The following is a 22,310-nucleotide window of genomic DNA, read 5'->3' on the forward strand; positions in this document are numbered from 1 at the left end:
TTGGTGGTTGCGGGGAGCGATTGACGGCTCACTCGCATGGCGCGGTCTTGGCTTGATGAGCTATTGATTGCCAGCCTGTATGGTGCGCCGGATCTTGTTGCTGAGTAGGGGCAGTATGTTGTCGGCCAGAGCCTGGAAGCGACCGAGATCGGGTTTGCTGCCCGAGTCCAGGTACCCTTCGCTGCGCAGGGTATGGATCAGGGTGCTGAACAGCTTCTGGTCGAAGAACTCGGGGGCATTGATACCATGCAAAGTGCCGAGTCGCTCAGCCATCATGAGGCCGTCAGCCTCCAGTTGTTCAGCCTCTATGCTGGGCTGGGCCAGCATGCGAGTCAGCACTATGGCATAGCGTTGCAGGGTCTCCTGGATGCTCTCGGCCAGCAGCAGCAGGCGCATCTGGTTGCCGAGATTGACCCAGTGACCGCCATCGCGCACTTCGATGAGTTGCTGGCGCTGCAGCTCGGCCAGCAGGGCATCAACCAAGTCGGGTAGCTCCTCCTCTTCATAGCGCAGGAACAACTCTGTCTTGAGCAGGGGATAAATGTCGATGCAGCGCGCCACTATCTCGTTGCGGGAGATCCCCTCGCAACGCTCGATCAACGCCGCCACCAGTGAGGGCAGGGCGAACAGGTGCAAGATATTGTTGCGGTAGTAGGTCAGCAGGATCGCCTGATAGCGGTCCAGGCTGATGATCTGGCCCAGCTTGTCTTCGCTGATCTGAAACTTGTTGAGCTCCATGGCCTGATCCAGCAAATCCTTGGCATCTGCTTCCGGCAGCGTGCTGTGCTCGCTGTAGGGCACCTGTTTGAGCAGGTCCAGATAGGTATTGAGCTGGGCCTGCAACTCGTCGCGGGTCAGGGCGTGGCGCTCTGCGGCGAGCAGCGCCAAGGCGCTCAGTGTCAGACCATTGACCGCGGCGGCATCATTGATGCGGATCATCAGTAAATCGGCCAGCTGGGTGACAGTGGGTGCCATCCAGTCTGGGCGTTCTTCCTGGCCAATGTCAGCCTTCCATTCGGGCACATGCTCGTTGAGATAGCCATTGAGGGTCAGTGGTTCGCCAAAGTTGACGAAGCCGCGACCATAATTGCGCAGCTTGCGCAGTATGCCCAGCACTTGCAGGAAGCTCTCCTTCTCCTTGCGACTGCCCTTGAGCTCGTTATGGTAGGTATTTACCTCCATCACATGCTCGTAGCCAAGATAGACGGGCACCAGGGTCACCGGCCTGTCCAGGCCACGCATCATGGCTTGCAGCGTCATAGCCAGCATGCCTGTCTTGGGGGGCAGCAGGCGACCTGTGCGCGAACGTCCGCCCTCAGTGAAGAATTCCACCGAATAGCCCTTGGCAAACAGCAGATTGAGGTATTCACGGAACACTGTGCTGTAGAGGGGGTTGCCCTTGAAGGTACGGCGAATGAAGAAGGCGCCGCCACGTCGGAACAAGGGACCCGCCGGCCAGAAGTTGAGGTTGATGCCGGCGGCGATATGAGGCGGCACCATGCCCTGGTGGTAGATGACATAGGAGAGCAGCAGATAGTCCATGTGACTGCGATGGCAGGGTACGTAGACAATCTCATGACCCTCCTGGGCCAGTTGACGCACCTTTTCAGCGCCATTGACCGAAAGGCCGCGGTAGAGCTTGTTCCACAACCAGCCGAGGAAGCTCTCCCCCAACCGGATTAGCCGATAAGAGAAGTCAGAGGCAATTTCATCCATGTAGTCATGGGCGCGTTTCTGCGCCTTGTCGAGGCTGATATTATCGCGCTCGGCCTCTTCCTCTATGGCTTGCTGGATGACCCCGGAGTCCAGTAGCTGTCTGAATAACAGGGTGCGATTAGGCAACTTGGGGCCGGTCGCAGCCAGTTGCTGGCGACTGAAGTGGATGCGAGCGACACGCGCCAGCTTGTGGGCGATGGCCTCATCAGTTCCATGTTTGTCAGCCATCTGGCGCAGGGAGAGCGGTGGCGAGAAGCGCACCAGGTTTTCCCGGCCCTTGAGGATCACGATCAGCGCCTTCTTGAGCCGGTTGGGCGCCAGGCTACTGATGATGTTCCAGCCGGAGGCTTCCTCTCCTTCACGGCCCGGGGCACGGCCCCAGAACAGGGTGATGGGCACTATCTGCACGTCCAGCCCGCTATCAAGCTTGTGCAGATCCAGCAACTGCTGAAACTCTTGCAGGAAGGGAAGTGGCTTGCTGCGTGCGCCAAACAGAGGCGGTGGCCGGTCGAGGCAGACGTAACGAGGGACGGTTTTTCCTCCCAAAGCAAGGGGAGTGAAGGGGCCTGGCAGGCCGAGATCTTCACAGCACTGCTGAAGCGTCAGCAGATCGGTAATTGAACTGGTTTTCAGGGCATAGACTATGGGTCTGGCCGGGTCCAGGTCGAGCTCTGTGATGGGGTTTTCCGGCAGGCTCTTGTGATTGACCAAGCCACTGACCGGCCATTGCAGTATGGCTCTGGAAATTCTCTGCCCAAGGGACATATGCGTCTGCTCTCCAAAAAAAGGCGGCGTGAGCATAGCAAATCATGTTGTGCTTGTCGCCGAGAGGTACGATGAGTCCACGTCCGAGGGCGGGAACCGGGTTATTTAGGTCGAGAGTGCGACAATTGTCAGTCGAACCTTGCCTTGGTCAACACACTGTATATACTGCCAGTGTGCTGTATAAAAAAACAGGTGCCAATCTTATGAAACCCCTTACTCCCCGCCAGGCTCAGGTGCTGGATCTCATCAAGGCCAACATGAGCGAGACCGGCATGCCGCCGACGCGCGCCGAGATCGCCCAGAAACTCGGCTTCAAGTCGGCCAATGCTGCTGAAGAGCATCTAAAAGCCTTGGCCAAGAAGGGAGCCATAGAGATACTACCTGGCACTTCCCGTGGCATTCGTCTTTTGCTCGACGATGTTGAGGCGGCGGCGAACGAAGATCAGGGTCTACCGCTCATCGGTAAGGTGGCCGCGGGTGAACCCATCCTGGCTCAGGAGCATATCGAGAGTCACTATCAAGTCGATCCCGCCCTGTTTCACCCAAGAGCCGACTTCCTGCTGCGCGTGCAGGGCATGAGTATGAAGAACATAGGTATCATGGACGGTGATCTGCTCGCAGTACACAAGACCCAAGAGGTACGCAACGGTCAAGTAGTCGTGGCGCGTCTTGATGAGGATGTCACCGTCAAGCGTTTCCAGCGCAAAGGTAGCCAGGTGTGGCTGCTCCCCGAAAATGAAGAGCTGCAACCTATCGCCGTCGATCTGGCGAGCCAACATCTCACCATAGAGGGGTTGGCAGTTGGCGTGATCCGCAACGCCGACTGGATGTAGCCCCGGGCCCCGTCGAGGGGCCTTGTTATTCCCGCCTGTTTTCTTAAATTCTTTTTTAACACTTTTTTCACACATCCTCATTTGCTGCTTTACTTAACCTGTTGATTGGCACCAAAGACCAATCTCAGGGAAGAAATGCCCGACAGGGCAGCGCTAAAAATGGGGGCAGAGTGAAAAGAGTCCTGATTACTCTCTCAATCTTTCTATGTGTCTGGAGCGGTGTTGCGCTCGGCAATAGCATGCGCTTCAACATGACGGAAGGCGTCAGCGCCGTCAGTCGCAACGTTTATGATCTGCACATGACCATTCTCATCATCTGTGCCTTGATAGGCTTGATAGTCTTCGGCGTCATGTTTTGGGCCATCTGGCACCACCGGCAGGATAAAGGCGCTAAAGCCGCCCACTTTCACGAGAGTACCAAGGTCGAGATCCTCTGGACCTTGATCCCTTTCCTTATCCTTATTGGCATGGCCATTCCGGCCACCCGCACCTTGATCGCGATGGAAGACACAGCGGATGCCGACCTGACGGTGCAGGTCACGGGGTCGCAATGGAAGTGGCACTATCGCTACTTCGATGACGAGGTCGAGTATTACAGCTTGCTGGCGACACCCCAGGCGCAGATCGACAGCAAGCGCAGCAAGGGGGAGAACTATTTGCTCGAGGTGGATCGCCCCCTGGTGCTGCCCACTGGCAAGAAGGTACGTTTTCTCATCACCTCTCAGGATGTGATCCACTCCTGGTGGGTGCCCGCTTTCGCGGTGAAGAAGGATGCCAACCCAGGCTTCATCAACGAGGCATGGACCCGTATTGATGAACCCGGTATCTATCGCGGCCAATGTGCCGAGTTGTGCGGCAAGGGACATGGTTTCATGCCCATAGTGGTGATCGCCAAGCCTGAGGACGAGTTTAATCAGTGGTTGAGCAAGACCCGAACCGAGCAGCTGGCGGCCAAAGAGCAGGAGCAGAAACTGCTGGCCATGACCATGAGTCGGGACGAATTGATGAAGCTTGGCGAGAAGATTTATATCGGTCACTGCGCCGCCTGTCACCAGGCCAATGGCGAGGGGGTACCGGGCGCCTTCCCCTCTCTTAAAGGCAGTCCGATTGCCATGGGACCCAAGGCAGACCATTTGGAGCGAGTGTTGCACGGCAAACCAGGAACGGCCATGCAGGCCTTTGCCAACCAGCTAAGCCTGCAGGAGCTGTCAGCCGTGATCACCTATGAGCGCAACGCCTGGGGCAATAACAAGGGCGATGAGGTGCAGGCCAAGGATATAGATGCCTTCCTCAAGGAAAAATCCAGGTAGGAGAGAGCAAGATGAGTGTCGTCACGGATGTCGATCATCAGACAGAACATGGCTACAAGCCCAGGGGCTTGCTGCGCTGGTTGCTGACAACCAATCACAAGGATATTGGAACCCTCTATCTCTGGTTTAGTTTCACCATGTTTTTGACCGGGGGAGCCATGGCCATGGTGATCCGGGCCGAGCTGTTTCAGCCGGGATTACAGCTCGTTGAACCCGCCTTCTTCAACCAGATGACCACGGTTCACGGCCTGGTGATGGTATTTGGCGCCGTCATGCCTGCGTTCACCGGGCTGGCCAACTGGATGATCCCAATGATGATCGGGGCACCGGACATGGCGCTGCCCCGCATGAACAACTGGAGCTTCTGGATACTGCCATTCGCTTTTCTGATCCTGCTGGGGTCGCTGTTCACAGAGGGAGGTGGGCCCAACTTCGGTTGGACCTTCTATGCACCGCTCTCGACCCACTACTCTCCTGACAGCACGGCCCTGTTTGTCTTTTCCATCCACATCATGGGGATCAGCTCCATCATGGGGGCCATTAATGTCATAGTGACTATCTGTAACCTGAGGGCGCCAGGCATGACCTGGATGAAACTTCCTCTGTTCGTCTGGACCTGGTTGGTGACAGCGTTCTTATTGATCGCCGTCATGCCCGTGCTGGCCGGAGTGGTGACCATGGTGCTGACCGACAAATACTTCGGTACCAGTTTCTTCGATGCTGCCGGAGGCGGGGATCCCGTCATGTTCCAGCACATTTTCTGGTTCTTCGGTCATCCCGAGGTCTACATCATGATATTGCCGAGTTTCGGCATCATCTCTGCCATAGTCCCCACCTTCTCTCGCAAGCCACTGTTTGGCTATAGCTCCATGGTCTATGCCACCGCCTCGATCGCCGGGCTGAGCTTCCTGGTGTGGGCTCATCATATGTTCACCACCGGCATGCCGGTGTTCGCCGAACTCTTCGTCATGTATTGCACCATGCTCATTTCGGTGCCGACAGGTGTGAAGGTATTCAACTGGGTGGCTACCATGTGGCGCGGGTCGCTCAGCTTTGAGGTGCCCATGCTGTTCGCCATTGCCTTCATAGTGCTGTTTACCATGGGGGGATTCTCCGGGCTGATGCTGGCCATCACACCGGCGGACTTTCAGTATCACGACACCTATTTCGTGGTGGCACATTTTCACTATGTACTGGTGACGGGAGCCATTTTCTCCATCATGGCTGCGGCGTATTACTGGCTCCCTAAATGGACAGGGCACATGTATGACGAGCGGCTCGGCCAGTGGCATTTCTGGTGTTCCGTCATCTCGGTCAATGTTTTGTTCTTCCCGATGCACTTCCTCGGTCTGGCAGGCATGCCACGGCGGATCCCTGATTATTCAATCCAATTTGCCGATGTGAACAGCATCGTCAGTCTGGGGGGATTTGCATTCGGTCTGTCCCAATTCATCTTTCTCTACGTGGTGATCAAATGCATCCGAGGTGGCGCCGCCGCACCAGCCAAACCTTGGGATGGTGCCCAGGGTCTGGAGTGGGAAGTGCCGTCGCCAGCGCCCTATCACACCTTCACCACCCCACCCGAGGTGCAGTGAGATGCACGCAAAGCTCACCCTCAAGCTGATGCTGATCACTCTGCTGATGTTCGGGTTTGGCTATGCGCTGGTGCCTTTGTATGACGTTTTGTGCCAGATCACGGGGATTAATGGCAAGACGGAGCCTGTGGCGGCTGCGGCTGCCACAGGAGAGGTCGACAGATCCCGCACTGTGACGCTGGAACTTGTGGCCTATCCCTTCCCAGGCTTTGAGGGTAAGTTTGCCCCGGTCGTCCAACGGATAGAGGTACATCCTGGCGAGTTGAGCAGTACCCATTTCATGGTCGAGAATCTGGCAGGTAGTGCCAGGGTTTTGCAAGCCGTGCCCTCAGTGACCCCCGGGCTGGGCGCCCGTTATCTGCACAAGACAGAGTGTTTCTGTTTTCAACAACAACACTTGGCCATCGGGGAGAAAGCGGAGTTACCGCTGCGCTTCTATATAGATCAGGCCCTGCCAGCCGAAATGCATACCCTGACACTCTCATACACCTTGTATGACGTGACCAAGGCGACGAGTCAGGGCGGTCAGAGTGGCTGAACGGATCTCACATGACGAGGCATCGAGCCCCGTATCGGAGGCGAGTATGGCGAATAGTTCGAGTTACTATGTGCCCGCGCAAAGTCCTTGGCCCATCATGGGGGCTGTGGGCCTGTTCCTGATGGCATTCGGAGCCGGTACCTTGATCAGTCATGGCAGTCCGGGAGGGTGGCTGTTATTGGCGGGGATCCTGACCATCATCACCATGCTGTTTGGCTGGTTTGGCCACGTCATCAATGAATCCATGCGCGGGCTCTACAGCGAGCAGATGGACAGATCTTTTCGTCAGGGAATGAGTTGGTTCATCTTCTCCGAGGTGATGTTCTTCGGCGCTTTCTTCGGCGCTCTTTTCTATGCCAGGGTGCTGTCGGTTCCCTGGCTGGGCGGGGAGCATTTTCATCACCTCAGCACCCATGAGGTTCTCTGGCCTGATTTCAAGGCGATATGGCCGCTGGTTACCACGCCCGCTGGCATCCGTACCGAGGCGATGCCCTGGCAAGGACTACCGCTTGCCAATACGCTATTGCTGCTCAGTTCATCGGTGACGTTGCAATTTGCCCACCAGGCCCTGGAACAGGGGCATAGGAGCCGGGTCAAGGTACTGCTCGGCAGCACAGTCTTACTTGGTTTGCTTTTCCTTTCATTACAGGTATTCGAATACCACCATGCCTATACAGAAATGGGGCTGACGCTTAAGTCCGGCATCTATGGCAACACCTTCTTTATGCTGACCGGCTTTCACGGGATGCACGTATTCCTAGGCTCTCTGATGCTTTCCATTATGTGGCTCAGGGTGATGAAAGGGCATTTCGATGCACATCAACACTTTGCCTTTCTGGCTAGCGCCTGGTACTGGCATTTTGTTGATGTGGTCTGGCTCTGCTTGTTTGTTTTCGTCTATATCCTTTAGAGAGCGCTCAGAAAGGTGAAGGGTTAATGGTCAACAGGCCGCTCAGCATGGCTAGCAGTAACAAGGCGACTAGCAGCACTGAGAAGATCACTCTGCGCCCCAGGTAGTGACTCGCTGGTAGGTGAGTCTGGCCCCTGACCAGTTGGAACAGGGCCCTGAACAGGGAAATCAGTACCATGGCGAGCAGCAATAACAGGAAAAACTTGATGATCATGGTCGTTACTCTCCGGGCGATGACGTGATTATAGGTGGCTTTGCAGGGGCAAAAGGAAGAGTTGGTCTACTGGTACTGGCCTGTGCCATGGCGTTGCTCATGGTCTGGCTCGGCAGCTGGCAGCTGACTCGTGCCGCGCAAAAGCGCCAGTTGCTTGACCAGATGCATCAGCGTGGCCAAGTCGAACTGAGTCTGCAGGACCTGTTGGTCAAGGAGGACAGGTATGGCTATCAGCTCTCAATGGAAGGGGGATTTGCCCCAGGGGTCACCCTCTTCCTCGATAACCAGGTTTATCAAGGGCGGCCGGGTTACCAGGTTTTACGCCCTATGGTTACGGCACAGGGGTTATTGCTGGTCGATTTGGGTTGGTTGCCCCAAGGACAAGATCGTCAGGTTATACCAGCTGTTTCACAACCGGCAGGAGAGTACCGAGTTCGAGGACGGGTGGCTCGCCCCTATCATCCCCCTCTGCACCTCGGCAACGCGGAGGAAGAGTGGCCACATCGGCTCCAGACGATAGATACCCCCTGGTTGGCGAAGCAGTGGCACCAACCAGTTTTGCCCTTCGTGCTGGTGCTAGAGGAAGGAGGAGCCTGGCCTGAGTTAATCCATCGCCAACCTGAGATGCCGATGGCCCCATCCCGACACATAGGTTATGCCGTGCAGTGGTTTGTCATGGCATTGACCCTGATCGGACTGACTGCTTGGTGGTGGTGCAAGACAACCCACGAGGTTGAGGCTGAACATGTGCACAGAGAGAAGGAGGCGAAATGAAGGTGATGCCACTATTGGGGCTGCTGCTGGTGTTCTTGGCGTCTCCTGCCATTGCTTGGCTGGTGCTTAGCCAGCACTGGTTTCAGGGGGGGGCGACAGCTCAGGGAGAGTGGGTACAGGGTCAGGTGCCCCAACAGGGCCGGTGGCATCTGTTATTGCCAACAGATGCCACTTGTGATGTTCGCTGCAAGGCGGGTGTCTATCTGTTGCACCAAAGCTGGCTAGCGCTGGGTCAGGAGCGGGATCGGGTGGTTCCCATGCGCCTGGGCAGCGAGAGTCTGGATCCACTGATCAAGGCGGCGGTGAATCAAACCGGGCTGGCACAGGGCTACATCTATATCGCGGATCCCAGAGGACAGCTGGTCTTACGTTATCCCATTACCCTTACCTCGGGAGATGAACTGTCGGCCGGGGAGGCTATGCTGGCTGACCTTCGCAAGCTATTGAAATTATCAAGAATAGGATAAGAACAATAAACCATCTGGCCCATAGGGTCTTGGGGGGGATATGCGCTGGATCAGTCTGTGTGCCTTGTTGCTCGCTGCCGTAGTGGTAGTACTCGGTGCTTATACCCGGCTGACGGAGGCCGGTCTCGGCTGTCCGGACTGGCCAGGATGTTATGGCTTTCATATGGTGCCCAGCCAGAGCCATGAAGTTGCATTGGCCGAGCATCGTTTTCCTGATACTCCACTACAACCACACCTTGCCTGGAATGAGATGCTCCATCGCTATTGTGCCGGGATGCTTGGTCTCGTGATCTTGGCCATGGTGCTGGTCTCCTTCCTTCGACGGCAGGGCCGACTGCTAGCCTGCCTGACATTTGGCTTGGTACTGGGACAGGCCTCGCTTGGTATGCTGACGGTAACCATGAATCTCTTCCCTCTGGTGGTGATGGGCCATCTGCTAGGAGGGATGACCATATTGGCGTTGCTCTGGCTGGCTAACTTGAGGCATTGGTCAGTGGCTACCGAGTCAGTGATCCCGATCCTCTATCCCTTCCGCACTCTCTGGCTGACCCGAATTGGTTTAGGGGTGTTGGTAATGCAGATAGCACTGGGTGGCTGGACTTCGGCCAACTATGCGGCGCTCACCTGCCATCAGCTGCCCTGGTGCGATGGGCCCTGGTGGCGCTGGCTCGATTTTATCCAGGCCTTCGATCCCGTTCCGCCACCTAGCGACAGTTATCAATTTGGCGTATTGCCATATGGTGCTCGCATGACGATACAGCTGACCCACAGGAGTTGGGCCGTCGTTACAGGGCTTACCCTGCTGCTGCTGGCATGGCGTATTGGCCGAGAGGGGTTGGTTGGTTTGGGATTGGTGTTGGCAGCTCTGGTATTGCTGCAAATAGTCTTGGGGGTGAGCAACATTGGTTTGTTGCTGCCCCTGCCCGTTGCACTGGCCCATCATGGGGTTGCCGCCTTGTTGCTACTCACCATGGTGACCATCTGGTTTGCACTCGGTCGCCAGTCAGCCCGGATAAGGGAGACGTGAGATGATTCGAACCCATGGGTTGTACGCCACGGCCTGGTTGCGTTGGCAAGATTATCTGATGCTTACCAAACCCAAGGTGGTTGCTCTCCTGTTACTGACGGCGTTGGTGGGCATGTATCTCACGGGTCAGGTGCCGAGCCTGAGTCGGGTGCTTCTGGCGCTGACCGGGATCGGACTGGCGGCGGGAGGAGCGGCGGCAATCAATCATGTGCTGGACAGGCACATCGACTTGCGCATGGCTCGCACCCAGCATAGGCCGGTGGCGCGGGGTCGGATAGAGACACACCATGCGATGACCTTCGCGCTCCTGCTGTGCACTGGCGGTATCACCACTCTCTGGCTTGGGGTCAATGGCCTCACCGCCTGGCTGACGGCCTGCTCCTTGATAGGGTATGCCGTGGTCTACACTGTCTGGCTCAAGAGGGCGACACCGCAGAACATAGTGATCGGCGGCTTGGCGGGAGCCATGCCTCCTCTGCTTGGCTGGACGGCGGTCACGGGGGCACTGGATCCCCATGCCCTGCTGCTGGTGGCCATCATCTTTACTTGGACACCCCCGCATTTTTGGGCCTTGGCCATTCACCGGCGCGATGACTATGCGCGAGCGAATATCCCTATGTTGCCGGTGACCCATGGCATCGAGTTTACCAAGACCTGTGTGTTGCTCTATACCCTGCTGCTTACCCTGATCTGCCTCTTGCCCTGGGTGGTTGGCATGGCGGGGTGGGGATATCTGCTCGGAAGTGTCTGCCTCAACCTGCGATTTATACACTGGGCCTGGCGCCTCAAGTTCTCGCCGGATGCACAGACTGCGATACACTGCTTCAAATTTTCCATCACACACCTGATGGTACTCTTCGTTGTCTTGTTGGCGGATCACTGGATTGACTATGGCTAAGTGGCGTTTTTCCCTGTTGTTGCTGGTATTTGTTGCGGGCGTTTCCACCGCCTGGTTTATCCATAAACCCCAAGAGCCTGAGCTGGCGACCTACTATCCGGTCGGACGTGATCTCGGTACCTTCACCCTGACCGATGCTGATGGCCAGCCCTTCACGCCAGCCAGTCTGCAGGGACATTGGAGTTTCCTGTTTGTTGGCTACACCTTTTGCCCCGATGTCTGTCCCACCACGCTAGCTGACCTGAGGTCCATCTATCCCGATTTGAAGGCGCTGGATGCCCGTAGCCAAGTGGTATTCATCTCGGCGGATCCCCAGCGGGATACCCCGGAGCGTCTGAAGAGTTATGTCGCCTTCTTTCAGCCCGAGTTTAAGGCGGCCACCGCCCCCCATGCTGACCTGTTCCCCTTCGTGCGCAACCTCGGCCTCATCTACTCCATCGCCGATCAAGGGGAGAAGGATTACCTCATTGATCACTCAGCCTCCATAGTGCTGGTCAATCCGCAGGGGCAGTTGCAGGCCATCTTCCGGCCTGAGTCGGCCCCGGGTCAGGTGCCCCATGTGGTGATGAAGACCATGGTGTCGGATTTTTCCCGCATCCTGACCCTCGCCGGCAACTGAGCGGATGAACCCTTTACCTGCCTGGCTGCGGGATCCCGCCCGCCATGGCGCCGTGTTCGCCCTGGCGCTACCCATGGTGTTTTCCAATATCACCACCCCGTTGCTTGGCCTGGTTGATACCTGGGTCATCGGCCATTTGAGTCAGGCCTGGTTTCTCGGTGGCGTTTCGGTCGGTGCCACTCTTATCAACCTTATCTTCTGGCTGCTTGGCTTCCTGCGCATGTCGACTACGGGGTTGACGGCGCAGGCCCATGGTGCGACCAACGGGCGGGATCTGCTGGATACCCTGGCCCGCGCCATGGCGTTGGCCCTGCTCATGGGGGGGCTGGTCATGGTGCTGGTGTTACCGCTGGTGCCACATATCATCGGTTTGAGCGGGGGCTCGGCCGAGGTGCAACACTATGCTAGCCAGTATGTGGCCGTGCGTATCTGGAGTGCACCAGCGGCCTTGTGCAACCTGGTGATCATGGGGTGGCTGCTGGGGTTGCAGGATGCCCGCAGCCCGATGGCGCTGTTGATCCTGAGCAATATCATCAATATGGCCCTGGATGCGCTATTCGTGCTGGGGCTGGGTTGGGAGGTCAAAGGGGTGGCGGCAGCCTCCCTCATCGCCGATTACTGTGCCCTCGGGGTGGGTGTCTGGCTGGTGAGCCGCCGTCTGCGATGCCTTGCGCCCGACGTCTGGCAAGATGCCTGGAGCCGCTGGCGACAGTGGCCAGCCTTGTTGCGCCTGCTGGGACTTAATCGGGATATATTCATCCGCTCCCTCTGCCTGCAGCTCAGTTTCGCCTTCATGACGTTGCAGGGGGCTCGGCTTGGTGACGTGACGGTGGCGGCCAATGCGGTTCTGCTCAACCTGCTGATGCTGATCTCTTACGGGCTGGATGGTTTTGCTTATGGTGCAGAGGCCATGGTGGGGCGCGCCATCGGCCGTCGCGACAGACAGGGATTGCGGGAAGTGATAGTGCTCAATCTGGGTTGGGCTCTGCTGGTTGCAGCAGGTTTTACCCTGGTATTTGGCTTGGCTGGGCAAGCCTTGATCGCCAGTATCACGGACCTGCCTGAGGTTATCCGGGAGGCGCAGCGCAACTTGCCCTGGCTGGTGGTCATGCCGCTTCTGGCGGTCTGGTGCTTCCTGTTCGATGGGATATTTATCGGTGCAACCCGGGCCCGGGAGATGCGTAACAGCATGCTAGTCGCGGTATTTGGTGGCTTCTTCCCGGTCTGGTGGCTATGTCAGCCTCTTGGCAGCAGCGCGCTCTGGGCTGCAATGGCGGCGCTGATGGTCGGCCGGGGCTTGAGCCTGGGCCTGCTCTGTTGGCGCATGGAGCACGATGGTCGCTTGCTCGCAACTCGCCACTGAGCTACTTCATACCCTGTCGTTTAGTCCGATCAGGTGAGCCCCTTTGTCAGCATAGGGGCTCTTTTTTTAGGGGATCCCTTCCGATCCGGTTACTGGGCGCCTTGGTAACCGAGTTGACGCCAGCTCTCGTAGACAAACACAGACACAGCGTTGGCGAGATTCATGCTGCGACTATTGGGCACCATGGGAATGCGCAACCGCTGCTCGGGGGGCAGGCCCTCAATGAGCTCCATGGGCAGGCCGCGGCTCTCCGGGCCAAATAGCAGGGCATCACCGAGGGCGAAATTGACCGCCGAGTGCGCTTGGGTCGCCTTGGTGGTACAGGCAAACACGCGGGTCGGGGCTATTTCGGCCATGAACGTTGCGAAGCTGGGCCAGCGTTTTACCTCGGCGAACTCGTGGTAATCCAGACCGGCGCGCTTGACCCGTTTATCGTCCCACTCAAAACCCAGGGGCTCTATCAGATGCAGCCGATAGCCGGAATTGGCACAGAGTCGGATGATATTGCCGGTATTGGGGGGAATTTCCGGTTGGTAGAGCACTATGTCGAGCATGACAATATCCTGATAGGGGCCTGAAGGGGCGCCAGCATAACCAGCGCTCGCGGCAATGAAAAGAGAGTCATGCCAGTGGCAAGGTGATGGTGATGAGCAGGCCGTGGGGGTCGTTATGGTCGGCCGTGATGATGCCGCCATGGCGGCGCACCGCTTCGGCGGCGATGGCGAGTCCCAATCCGGTGCCCCCCGTCTGGCTGTTGCGGGCATCATCGACCCGGTAGAAGGGCTGGAACAGCAGGGCCAGCTGCTCTGCGGGGACCCCGGCGCCATCATCGCGTATGGTCATGATCCAGTACTGGTCCGTGCTGGTCCAATCTACTTCGATCAAGCTAGTAGCGTATTTGAGAGCATTGCGCAGTGGGTTTTCCAGGGCGCGCGCCAGCAGCTCCGGCCACATCCGCAGGGCGATATCGGGCAGGGGCGGCACTCTTAGCTGCTTGCCGCTCTGGTTCGCCTCGAACAGAGCATCATCCAGTATGGGATCGAGCAGATCGGCGAGCTGATGGTGGCCAGGCGCCTCCACGTGTTGCTGGGCCCGGGAGAGATCGAGCAGGTCGCCGATCAGCTTGTCGAGCCGACCAATCTCAGATTCGATCCTCGCCAGCTCATTGCTATCCCCCTGCTTGCGGCGGATCAGGGCTTGGGCGAGCTGGATGCGGGTGAGCGGGCTGCGCAGCTCGTGCGAGATATCGGAGAGCAGTTGTTTCTGCTTCTGGATCATCAGCTTGAGTGTCTCCACCATGTGGCTGACGTTATCGGCCAACTGGCCTATCTCGTCCCGTCTATCCAGATTGGGAATGCGAGTTTCCAGTTCACCGGCCGCAATTTGGGAGACAGATTGCTGTAATTGCTGGATGGGACGGGTCAGCCGCATGGCCAGCAGCAGGCAAAGCGGCGTGCTGATCAACATGGCGACCAGCAGGATCAGCACGGGGTGGTCCAGGATCTGGATCACCAGAAACAGATAAGGATTATCGACATTGAGCCCGAAGTAGACATGGTAGCTATGGCCATTGTGCTCGAGCAGGAAGGGACCGGCGATGGCATCATCATGGTCCCGGCCCATCATGGGGCTGGTCAGTTGGTCCACCTCCAACATGAAGCGCATCACGAACTTGTCCGGTGGCGTGGTGGACTGTACCTGACCCTCCTTGTCCCGCACATAGATGCTGCCCACCTGCATCAGACCGGCGACCTGCAGTGCCTGCTGCAAGTCGAATGCCTGATCGGGCGGGGCCCCCTGCAGCAAGGCACTGACGTGCTGCTTCATGTAGAGCTGCTCTTTGGGGGGCAGGGGAATGGTGTTGCGGGGATCCAGCGACGGCAGGCTGATCACCACCGCCAGGATCAGCAGCAGCATGCTCCAGAACCAGAGAAATATCTGGCTGGAGAGGCCGTGGATGTTGTGGGGTTTCATGTTGCTTCCAGCCAGAGATAGCCGCGGCCCCGCACCGTTTTGAAGCGGGGCTGACCATCGGACCGCTCCGGCAGCTTCTTGCGCAAGTTGCTCAGATGCATGTCGATGGCGCGATCAAAGGGTTCGAGCTTCTTGCCGAGCACTTGTTCGGAAAGCAGCTTCTTGCTGATGATCTGGCCCGGGCTGCGCAGCAGGCATTCGAGCAAGCCAAATTCGGTTGCGGTCAGATCCAGCTCTCTTCCGGCGCAGCGAGCTTGCTGCAAGCCGGGTTGTAACTGGATATCCATAAACGATACTTCATCGGCGCCAAGCTTCTGAGCATTGGAATGCTGAGTGCGGCGCAGTATGGCGCGAATGCGGGCGAGCAATTCGCGATCGTCGAATGGCTTGGCCAGGTAGTCATCGGCGCCAGCTTCCAGACCATTGACTCTGTCCTGACTGTCACCGCGGGCGGTCAGCATCAGCACCGGGGTATCGAGCCGCTCCCGCAGCTTGGCCAGCATGGCGAAGCCGTTGAGCCTGGGCATCATGACGTCCAGCAGAATCAGGTCGAAGACCTGCTCATCCAGACATTGCAGCCCCTGTTCACCGTCATCAGCCACCGTCACCTGAAAACCCTCCAGAGTCAGGATCTCGTGAAGCAGCTGGGTGAGGTCTAGGTCGTCATCGACCAGCAGGATTCTATTCATCTGTTGCTCGTACCGATCATTTTTCGCGCCAAAGAGGAGGCAGGGTCAGGGTATAATAGTTTTTTAACCGCAAGAGGAAAGCCGGTTGTGACTCATCAACAATATTCCCGCTGGGTCACTCTGGCCAGTGTGGCCGCGATTGGCACGGCAACCCTGCTCATCACAGCCAAGTTGATCGCCTGGCTGATGACGGACTCTTCCAGCCTGCTGGCCTCCCTGACCGACTCTTTCATGGATGTCAGCGCCTCCATCATCAATCTGCTCGCCATCCGCTACGCCCTGGCGCCGGCCGATGAGGAACACAAGTTCGGCCATGGCAAGGCGGAATCCCTGGCCGGGCTGATACAGTCGGCCTTCATCTCGGGTTCTGCCCTGCTGCTGGTGATGCATGGCATCTCCTCCTTGCTCAAGCAGGATCCCATCTTGCGACTGGAGGCGGGGATCTGGGTGAGTGTGGGCTCCATAGTGCTGACCTTGGCGCTGGTGGGGTTCCAGCAATTCGTGGTGGCGCGCACGGGTAGCGTGGCGATCAAGGCGGACATGCTGCACTACCGCTCCGATCTGTTGCTCAATGGCGGTGTCCTGCTCGCCTTGGTGCTGGCAGGGCAGGGCTGGTTCTGGGCCGATGGTCTCTTTGCCGTACTGATCGGCCTCTTCCTGTTGTGGGGCGCACTCACCATAGGGTACGAATCGGTGCAAGCACTGCTGGATCGCCAGTTGCCAGAGGAGGAACAAGCGAGAATAATAAGTCTTTGCTGTCAGGTCCCTGGCGTACATGGGGTTCACGACCTGCGTACTCGCCAATCCGGGCCTACCCGGTTTGTACAGTTGCACCTTGAGCTGGACGATCAGCTCCCCCTGGTCAAGGCCCACCAGATCGCCGATGAGGCGGAATTGGCGGTGCGTCAGGCGTTTGAGCGGACGGATGTCATCATACATATGGATCCTATCTCAGTAGTGCTCAAGGAACAGCAAGGCCCTCCAATCGAACAACAGTAGGCAGTAACATGGATGATCTGGTTGCCCACACGTGGCAAAAAATTCAGCTGGAAGCGGGCAGGATGGCGGCGGAAGAGCCCATGCTGGCCAGCTTCTTTCACTCCACCATTCTCAATCATGAGACGCTGCGCTCTGCCTTGAGCTTCCAGTTGGCGAACAAGCTCGACAGCGCAACCATGCCCGCCATCGTCCTGCGCGAAGTAATAGAACAGGCGCTGCGTAGCGATCCCGGCTTGCTGGCTGTGGTCGCTGCGGATATTTGTGCCGTGCAGGAGCGCGACCCTGCGGTCGAGTTTTTCTCCACTCCTCTGCTCTATCTCAAGGGGTTCCATGCCTTGCAGGGTTACCGGGTAGCCAACTGGTTGTGGAAGCAGGGGCGCCGCCCGCTGGCCCTCTATCTGCAAAACCAGATATCTGTGGTGTTTGGGGTGGACGTGCACCCCGCGGCCCGGATCGGCAAGGGCATCATGTTCGACCATGCCACCGGCATCGTGGTCGGCGAGACGGCGGTGATCGAGGATGATGTATCCATACTGCAGAGTGTCACCCTGGGCGGAACCGGCAAGGCGGGCGGCGACCGTCATCCCAAGATCCGTGAAGGGGTCATGATAGGGGCGGGCGCCAAGGTGCTCGGCAATATCGAAGTGGGGATGGGCGCCAAGATAGGCGCCGGCAGTGTGGTGATCAACCCGGTGCCGCCCCACACCACGGTCGCCGGCGTGCCCGCCAAGATAGTGGGCCATCCCGACTGTGAGAAACCCTCTCTGGACATGGACCAGTGTCTCTGAACTCTCATTAAGGCGGGCTCATGGCCAAGTTGTGGTCGGGATACCTGATCCTGGCAATGTGGCTTCTCAACCTGCTGCATCTTTACGGTGGTGTCTCGCCCTGGCCAGCGGCGCTGGCTGCCTGGCTCGCCTCATTGCTCACCTGGCCCAGGCTGGCGGGGGCGGCAAAACGGCAAGCCCTGGCGCTTTATGGCGCCGCCTTGTTGTTGCTATTGTTCTCCCTCTGGCGAGGCGCCAGTCTCTCCCTTGGGGACTGGCTGCTACCCAACATCAACATGCTGACCATGTTTGCCGCCGTCAGTACCCTCAACCTGGCCAGTGTCGGCCTGCAAGGCGGCACTAGCGCATGGTCTGGGCGCAAGGGGCTGTGGAGCACGATGGCGAGCCTGAATTTGCTCGGCGCCGTGATCAACCTGTCTGTGCTCTTCATCATTGGCGATCGCCTGGAGCGCAATAACAGCCTGGAGCGGCGTCAGGTGATGGTTCTCAGTAGAATCTTCTGCGCCGCCGCCTTCTGGTCACCTTTCTTCGTGGCCATGGCCGTTGCCTTGACCTATGCCCCAGGGATGCAGCTCGCAAGTATCATGCCGTTCGGTATTGTCGGTGCCTTGCTGGCCATGGGGATCACTGCCTGGCAGGTGGAGAGACTGGGAGCCATAGCGGAATTTCAAGGCTACCCGCTGCGCTTGCAGACCTTGCTCCTGCCGGTGGTCTTGGCCGTGGTGGTGGTATTGCTCAAACAGCTCTGGCCTGAACTCAGCATTCTGGCGGTGATCGCCCTGGTGGCACCCGCCCTTGCCCTGGTGTTCATGCCCCATCAGGGGCGGGCCTTGGCACTCAAGCGTCAGGTTGTGGAGCGGTTTCCCGCCATTGGTGGCCAGTTGGTACTCTTCCTCGGTGCGGGTCTGCTTGCGGCCAGCATCAACAGTGCTCTATCCACCTTTGTCTTTGGCGATCACGGTCTGCCGTTGTTCAATCACTTCGGCTGGCTGGAAGCCTGTTTGACCCTGTTGTTCATGCTGGTGGTGGCCATCTTCGGGGTACACCCGCTCATCAGCATCTCGGGTCTGGCTCCCCTGCTCTGGCCCCTGCACCCCGATCCCAGTCTGCTTGGCATGTGCTTCCTGCTTGGCTGGGGACTGGCGACGGGGACCAGTCCGCTGTCCGGATCCAATCTGGCTCTGGCCGCCCGCTACAACTTGAGCGCAGCCCTGCTGCTGCGTTGGAATCTAGCCTACGGCGGCCTCATGTATCTGGTTGCCTGCCTGTTGATCGGGGCTTACCTGGCCTGGTCTGGCTGAGGCAGGGGTTGATGTGAAGAAAATAGACGCAGATTTGAGCTGGGAGGGCGTCGAGACCCCATTTTCCCTCGCTCCGGCTTGTTTGTGCCGAGCGGCTCAGGGTATGCTGGCCTCACGCGCTGGAATCGCCCTCTGTGGGGCATCGCAATTGAACAAATAGGTAGGCATCATGTCATTAGAAGTCCTTGAACAACTCGAATCCAAAGTCCAATCTGCCGTCGACAACATCTCTTTGCTGAAGATGGAACTGGACGATCTGAAGCAGCAGAACACTCAGCTGCAAGATGAGAACCATCAGCTGCGCAATGAGCACCAAGCCTGGCAAGAGCGTCTGCGCGCCCTGCTCGGCAAGATCGATCAGATGGATGAAGCCATCTAAGCGACGCGCTCGTTCGCTGCACATTGAAAGGCCGCTCATCGAGCGGCCTTTTTACTGAGATCAGATTGCAGGGGGGCGATTCATCTCGCGAGCTCGCCAACCTGTCCCGGCCTGGGCCATGCAGGGCATCGAGCTCAACACATGCCGAGCAGCTGCTTGACGGTCTTCCCTATGCCGTCTGCCGCTTCTGCTATGTTGCTGGCCAGCATGTAGGCAGGGGTGGAGATCACCTTGCGCTCCTGATCCACCACGAACTCATTGACCGGGCAGTTGAGATGGCTGCCACCCATCGCCTCGATGGCGTTGGCGGTGCCCTCGTCGTGGCCAATGGTGGCCAGGGTGCCGGCGCCGTAGATGAGCGGGATCATGGCCGGCGCGATGCAGATATAGGCGGCAGGTTTACCTGCGTTGGCAAAGTGCTGACAGGCTTTGAACACATCTGGCTGGATCTGGCATTGCGCCCCCTTGAGGGCGAAGTCGCACAGGTTCTTGGCTGCGCCGAAACCGCCGGGTAGCAGAAGGGCATCGAAATCGGCGGCGTCCAGCTCCGCCACATCGCGGATCTGGCCACGGCAGAGGCGGGCCGCCTCGACCAGCACGTTTCTACTCTCTCCCTCGCTGATTTCCCCAGTCAGGTGATTGATGACATGCAGCTGGGGCACATCGGGGGCAAAGCACTGATACTCGGCTCCCTGGCGCGCCAGGGCCAACAGGCTGATCACCGCTTCGTGGATTTCACTGCCGTCAAATACGCCACAGCCACTCAAGATCACGGCCACTTTTTTCATGGGGATACTCCTGGTTGTCGAAAATGTGAGCCAGGATGGAAACTGGCACTTTGGTATGGTTATCGTTCACCCTCGACTGGTCAAGTCACAGTGCTGTGCTAGGATTGTTTCGTTTTGGATCCTGCCTTACCAATCCCCTTAAAATTTTTTCCACATTTACCTAGATCATCAAATCTGCAACATTGCATCGTTGTTGTTTTGTATGGCATTGGTTTTAAATGGTTTTTTTGTTGCTCCCTGAGTTTTTTCACAGGGTTGGCTGCTGCATTGTGATTTTAGACACAGAGTTATCCACAGATTGTGGTTGGCATTTAGCCAGTAATCGGCTAGACCAGCCCTCTTGGTGCTGCCGTGCCCCTGTGGCATCCTAGCGGCTGTTTATCTCTCTGGCAGGACGACTTCATGGCCCCTAGCAATCCCCTCATTCTGGTCGACGGTTCTTCATACCTGTATCGCGCCTTCTTCGCCTCCCAACAGGCTGACCTTCGAACCTCGACCGGGTTGCCAAGCGGCGCCGTACGGGTGATGGCCAACATGATGCGCAGTCTGCGCAAGCAGTACCCAGACAGTCATGTTGCCGTGGTGTTCGATGCCAAGGGCAAGACATTCCGCGATGAGATCTATCCCGAGTACAAAGCGACCCGCGCCAGTATGCCGGACGATTTGCGCAGCCAAGTCGCCCCTATTCACCAGATGATCAAGGCGATGGGCTTCCCCTTCTTGATGGTCGAGGGGGTTGAGGCCGACGATGTGATCGGCACTCTGGCTCGTCAGGCGACCGAGAAACAACTGCCGGTGCTCATCAGCACGGGTGACAAGGATATGGCGCAGTTGGTCTCTGATCATGTCACGCTGATAGACACCATGAAGGATGTGGTCACTGACAGAGAAGGAGTGATAGAGAAGTTCGGTGTTCCCCCTGAACTCATCATCGACTATCTGGCGCTGATGGGGGACAAGGTGGACAATATTCCCGGTATGACAGGGGTGGGTGAGAAGACGGCGCAGGCCCTGTTGCAGGGGATCGGCAGCATCGACCAGATCGCAGCCAATCTGGACAAGGTCGCCGATCTCGGTTTCCGTGGCTCCAAGGCATTTGCCGACAAGTTCCGCGAGCAGGAGCCGCAGGTGCGTCTCTCTTATGAACTGGCGACGATCAAGACTGATGTTGAACTTGAGCAGTCCCTTGAGGAGTTGGTGCTTGGCCCTATCGACAAGGAGTCACTGCTGGCCGTCTACCGCGAATATGAGCTGCGCAACCTGGTCAAGGAGCTGGAGGGGAGTACCGATGCCAGTAACGATGCGCAGGTCGAACCGGATAGCACACCGGCTATCGAGACCGATTATCAATGTGTATTGACCGAGGCTGAGTTTGACGGCTGGCTTGCCAAGCTGGCCGCCGCCGAGCTGTTTGCTTTCGATACCGAGACCACCAGTCTCGATTATATGGAGGCGCGCGTCATCGGCGTCTCTTTTGCCATAGAGCCGGGCAAAGCCGCCTATGTGCCCTTTGGTCATGATTATCTGGGGGCGCCGGTTCAGCTGACCGAGGCTGTGGTGCTGGGCAAACTCAAGCCGCTGCTGGAAGATAGTACCCACCTCAAGGTGGGTCAGAATCTCAAATACGATCGCAACGTGCTGCTCAATCACGGCATCGATCTGCAGGGTATCGCCTTTGACACCATGCTCGAGTCCTATGTGCTCAACTCCACCGCCAGCCGTCACGACATGGACTCCCTGGCCAAGAAGTACCTGGGGGTGGATACCATCTCGTTCGAGGCGATCGCTGGCAAGGGGGCCAAGCAGCTCACCTTCAATCAGATCGAGCTGGAGCAAGCCGCCCCCTATGCGGCGGAAGATGCCGACATCACTCTGCGCCTGCATCATGCCCTCTGGGGTCAGCTCGGCCAGGAGCCTTCCCTGGCCAAGGTTTTTCAGGAGATAGAGCTGCCCTTGTTGCCGGTACTGGCACGGATGGAGCTGCTCGGCACCACCATAGATCCCAAGCTGCTGCATCAGCAGAGCCAGGAGATAGAGCTGCGTCTCAAAGAGCTGGAGGGTCAGGCTCACGAGCTGGCGGGTCAGGAGTTCAACCTATCCTCCCCGAAACAGCTTGGCGAAATACTCTTCACCAAGCTGGCGCTGCCCATCATCAAGAAGACCCCCAAAGGTGCGCCTTCTACGGCGGAAGAGGTGCTGGCCGAGCTGGCTGAAAACTATGAGTTGCCACGGCTCTTGATGGAGCACCGCACCCTGGCCAAGCTCAAGTCAACCTATACCGACAAGCTGCCCTTGATGATCAAGCCCCGGACAGGCCGGGTGCATACCTCCTATCATCAGGCCGTGGCAGCGACGGGCAGACT

General features: G+C 57.9%; 22 protein-coding genes (1 of these 22 running past the window's edge). 16 read left to right on the forward strand and 6 right to left on the reverse strand.

Annotated features, from left to right (window positions below; translation table 11 throughout):
* Positions 1–60: 60 nt before the first annotated feature.
* Positions 61–2,481: a glycerol-3-phosphate 1-O-acyltransferase PlsB gene (plsB, locus tag ACSMDR_RS10805; RefSeq protein ID WP_436468276.1), complete on the reverse strand. Its 2,421-nt coding sequence runs from the start codon at positions 2,479–2,481 to the stop codon at positions 61–63.
* Between the two features lie 203 nt (positions 2,482–2,684).
* On the opposite strand from plsB, the gene lexA reads away from it, so the two are divergent.
* From lexA to ACSMDR_RS10830, 5 genes are all read left to right on the forward strand, one after another.
* A complete protein-coding gene (gene lexA / locus ACSMDR_RS10810; RefSeq protein ID WP_005894059.1) occupies positions 2,685–3,314 on the forward strand; it encodes a transcriptional repressor LexA in 630 nt (209 codons plus the stop codon).
* Between the two features lie 239 nt (positions 3,315–3,553).
* The gene (gene coxB / locus ACSMDR_RS10815; RefSeq protein ID WP_436469308.1) at positions 3,554–4,624 is read left to right on the forward strand and encodes a cytochrome c oxidase subunit II; all 1,071 of its coding nucleotides are present in this window, start codon (positions 3,554–3,556) and stop codon (positions 4,622–4,624) included.
* Positions 4,625–4,635: 11 nt separating this feature from the next.
* Positions 4,636–6,219 (forward strand): cytochrome c oxidase subunit I, encoded by a 1,584-nt coding sequence (gene ctaD / locus ACSMDR_RS10820; protein WP_436468277.1) that lies wholly within the window; start codon positions 4,636–4,638, stop codon positions 6,217–6,219.
* 1 nt (position 6,220) lies between these two features.
* A complete protein-coding gene (locus ACSMDR_RS10825; RefSeq protein ID WP_436468278.1) occupies positions 6,221–6,757 on the forward strand; it encodes a cytochrome c oxidase assembly protein in 537 nt (178 codons plus the stop codon).
* Complete coding sequence (locus tag ACSMDR_RS10830) at positions 6,750–7,667, forward strand: cytochrome c oxidase subunit 3 (protein ID WP_436468279.1); 918 nt, start codon at positions 6,750–6,752, stop codon at positions 7,665–7,667. The genes ACSMDR_RS10825 and ACSMDR_RS10830 overlap by 8 nt, the downstream gene beginning before the upstream one ends.
* A 7-nt stretch (positions 7,668–7,674) precedes the next feature.
* On the opposite strand, the gene ACSMDR_RS10835 is transcribed toward ACSMDR_RS10830, so the two are convergent.
* Positions 7,675–7,881: a DUF2909 family protein gene (locus ACSMDR_RS10835; RefSeq protein WP_436468280.1), complete on the reverse strand. Its 207-nt coding sequence runs from the start codon at positions 7,879–7,881 to the stop codon at positions 7,675–7,677.
* An 87-nt stretch (positions 7,882–7,968) separates the two neighbouring features.
* Between ACSMDR_RS10835 and ACSMDR_RS10840 the strand changes: the two genes are divergently transcribed.
* Genes ACSMDR_RS10840 through dinF form a run of 6 tightly spaced genes read left to right on the forward strand, consistent with a single transcriptional unit; the run spans position 7,969 to position 13,029 of the window.
* Complete coding sequence (locus ACSMDR_RS10840; RefSeq protein ID WP_436468281.1) at positions 7,969–8,655, forward strand: SURF1 family protein; 687 nt, start codon at positions 7,969–7,971, stop codon at positions 8,653–8,655.
* Positions 8,652–9,122: a redox-active disulfide-containing membrane protein gene (locus ACSMDR_RS10845; RefSeq protein ID WP_436468282.1), complete on the forward strand. Its 471-nt coding sequence runs from the start codon at positions 8,652–8,654 to the stop codon at positions 9,120–9,122. Before ACSMDR_RS10840 ends, ACSMDR_RS10845 begins: the two co-directional genes overlap by 4 nt.
* A gap of 40 nt (positions 9,123–9,162) precedes the next feature.
* Positions 9,163–10,149: a COX15/CtaA family protein gene (locus ACSMDR_RS10850; protein WP_005894077.1), complete on the forward strand. Its 987-nt coding sequence runs from the start codon at positions 9,163–9,165 to the stop codon at positions 10,147–10,149.
* A 1-nt stretch (position 10,150) separates the two neighbouring features.
* On the forward strand, positions 10,151–11,047 hold the full coding sequence (cyoE, locus tag ACSMDR_RS10855) for a heme o synthase (protein ID WP_005894079.1): 897 nt from the start codon (positions 10,151–10,153) through the stop codon (positions 11,045–11,047).
* Positions 11,040–11,666, forward strand: a complete 627-nt coding sequence (locus ACSMDR_RS10860; protein WP_005894081.1) for an SCO family protein — start codon at positions 11,040–11,042, stop codon at positions 11,664–11,666. The genes cyoE and ACSMDR_RS10860 overlap by 8 nt, the downstream gene beginning before the upstream one ends.
* Positions 11,667–11,670: 4 nt before the next feature.
* Positions 11,671–13,029, forward strand: a complete 1,359-nt coding sequence (dinF, locus tag ACSMDR_RS10865) for an MATE family efflux transporter DinF (RefSeq protein WP_436468283.1) — start codon at positions 11,671–11,673, stop codon at positions 13,027–13,029.
* 89 nt (positions 13,030–13,118) lie between these two features.
* On the opposite strand, the gene trmL is transcribed toward dinF, so the two are convergent.
* The 3 genes from trmL to ACSMDR_RS10880 all read right to left on the reverse strand — a co-directional run bounded on the left by trmL (position 13,119) and on the right by ACSMDR_RS10880 (position 15,692).
* Positions 13,119–13,583, reverse strand: coding sequence for a tRNA (uridine(34)/cytosine(34)/5-carboxymethylaminomethyluridine(34)-2'-O)-methyltransferase TrmL (gene trmL, locus ACSMDR_RS10870; RefSeq protein ID WP_005894085.1), 465 nt, complete (start codon positions 13,581–13,583; stop codon positions 13,119–13,121).
* Positions 13,584–13,650: 67 nt separating this feature from the next.
* Positions 13,651–15,003, reverse strand: a complete 1,353-nt coding sequence (locus ACSMDR_RS10875; RefSeq protein ID WP_436468284.1) for an ATP-binding protein — start codon at positions 15,001–15,003, stop codon at positions 13,651–13,653.
* On the reverse strand, positions 15,000–15,692 hold the full coding sequence (locus ACSMDR_RS10880; RefSeq protein WP_005894089.1) for a response regulator: 693 nt from the start codon (positions 15,690–15,692) through the stop codon (positions 15,000–15,002). The genes ACSMDR_RS10875 and ACSMDR_RS10880 overlap by 4 nt, the downstream gene beginning before the upstream one ends.
* A gap of 87 nt (positions 15,693–15,779) precedes the next feature.
* Here ACSMDR_RS10880 and fieF point away from each other — a divergent pair, with 87 nt between their 5' ends.
* The 4 genes from fieF to ACSMDR_RS10900 all read left to right on the forward strand — a co-directional run bounded on the left by fieF (position 15,780) and on the right by ACSMDR_RS10900 (position 19,159).
* Complete coding sequence (gene fieF, locus ACSMDR_RS10885; protein WP_436468285.1) at positions 15,780–16,691, forward strand: cation efflux pump FieF; 912 nt, start codon at positions 15,780–15,782, stop codon at positions 16,689–16,691.
* An 8-nt stretch (positions 16,692–16,699) separates the two neighbouring features.
* Positions 16,700–17,479 (forward strand): serine O-acetyltransferase, encoded by a 780-nt coding sequence (gene cysE, locus ACSMDR_RS10890; protein ID WP_005907916.1) that lies wholly within the window; start codon positions 16,700–16,702, stop codon positions 17,477–17,479.
* Positions 17,480–17,499: 20 nt separating this feature from the next.
* On the forward strand, positions 17,500–18,780 hold the full coding sequence (locus ACSMDR_RS10895; protein ID WP_436468286.1) for a hypothetical protein: 1,281 nt from the start codon (positions 17,500–17,502) through the stop codon (positions 18,778–18,780).
* A gap of 169 nt (positions 18,781–18,949) precedes the next feature.
* Positions 18,950–19,159, forward strand: coding sequence for a cell division protein ZapB (locus ACSMDR_RS10900; RefSeq protein ID WP_005907913.1), 210 nt, complete (start codon positions 18,950–18,952; stop codon positions 19,157–19,159).
* A 134-nt stretch (positions 19,160–19,293) separates the two neighbouring features.
* On the opposite strand, the gene elbB is transcribed toward ACSMDR_RS10900, so the two are convergent.
* Positions 19,294–19,947 (reverse strand): isoprenoid biosynthesis glyoxalase ElbB, encoded by a 654-nt coding sequence (gene elbB / locus ACSMDR_RS10905; protein ID WP_436468287.1) that lies wholly within the window; start codon positions 19,945–19,947, stop codon positions 19,294–19,296.
* 402 nt (positions 19,948–20,349) lie between these two features.
* On the opposite strand from elbB, the gene polA reads away from it, so the two are divergent.
* Positions 20,350–22,310: the 5' portion of a DNA polymerase I gene (gene polA / locus ACSMDR_RS10910; RefSeq protein ID WP_436468288.1), read on the forward strand. It continues 784 nt past the right edge of the window; only the first 1,961 of its 2,745 coding nucleotides appear in the window; the start codon lies at positions 20,350–20,352; its stop codon lies off the right edge, out of view.

The organism is Aeromonas molluscorum (assembly GCF_051376105.1).
Lineage (GTDB): Bacteria > Pseudomonadota > Gammaproteobacteria > Enterobacterales > Aeromonadaceae > Aeromonas > Aeromonas molluscorum.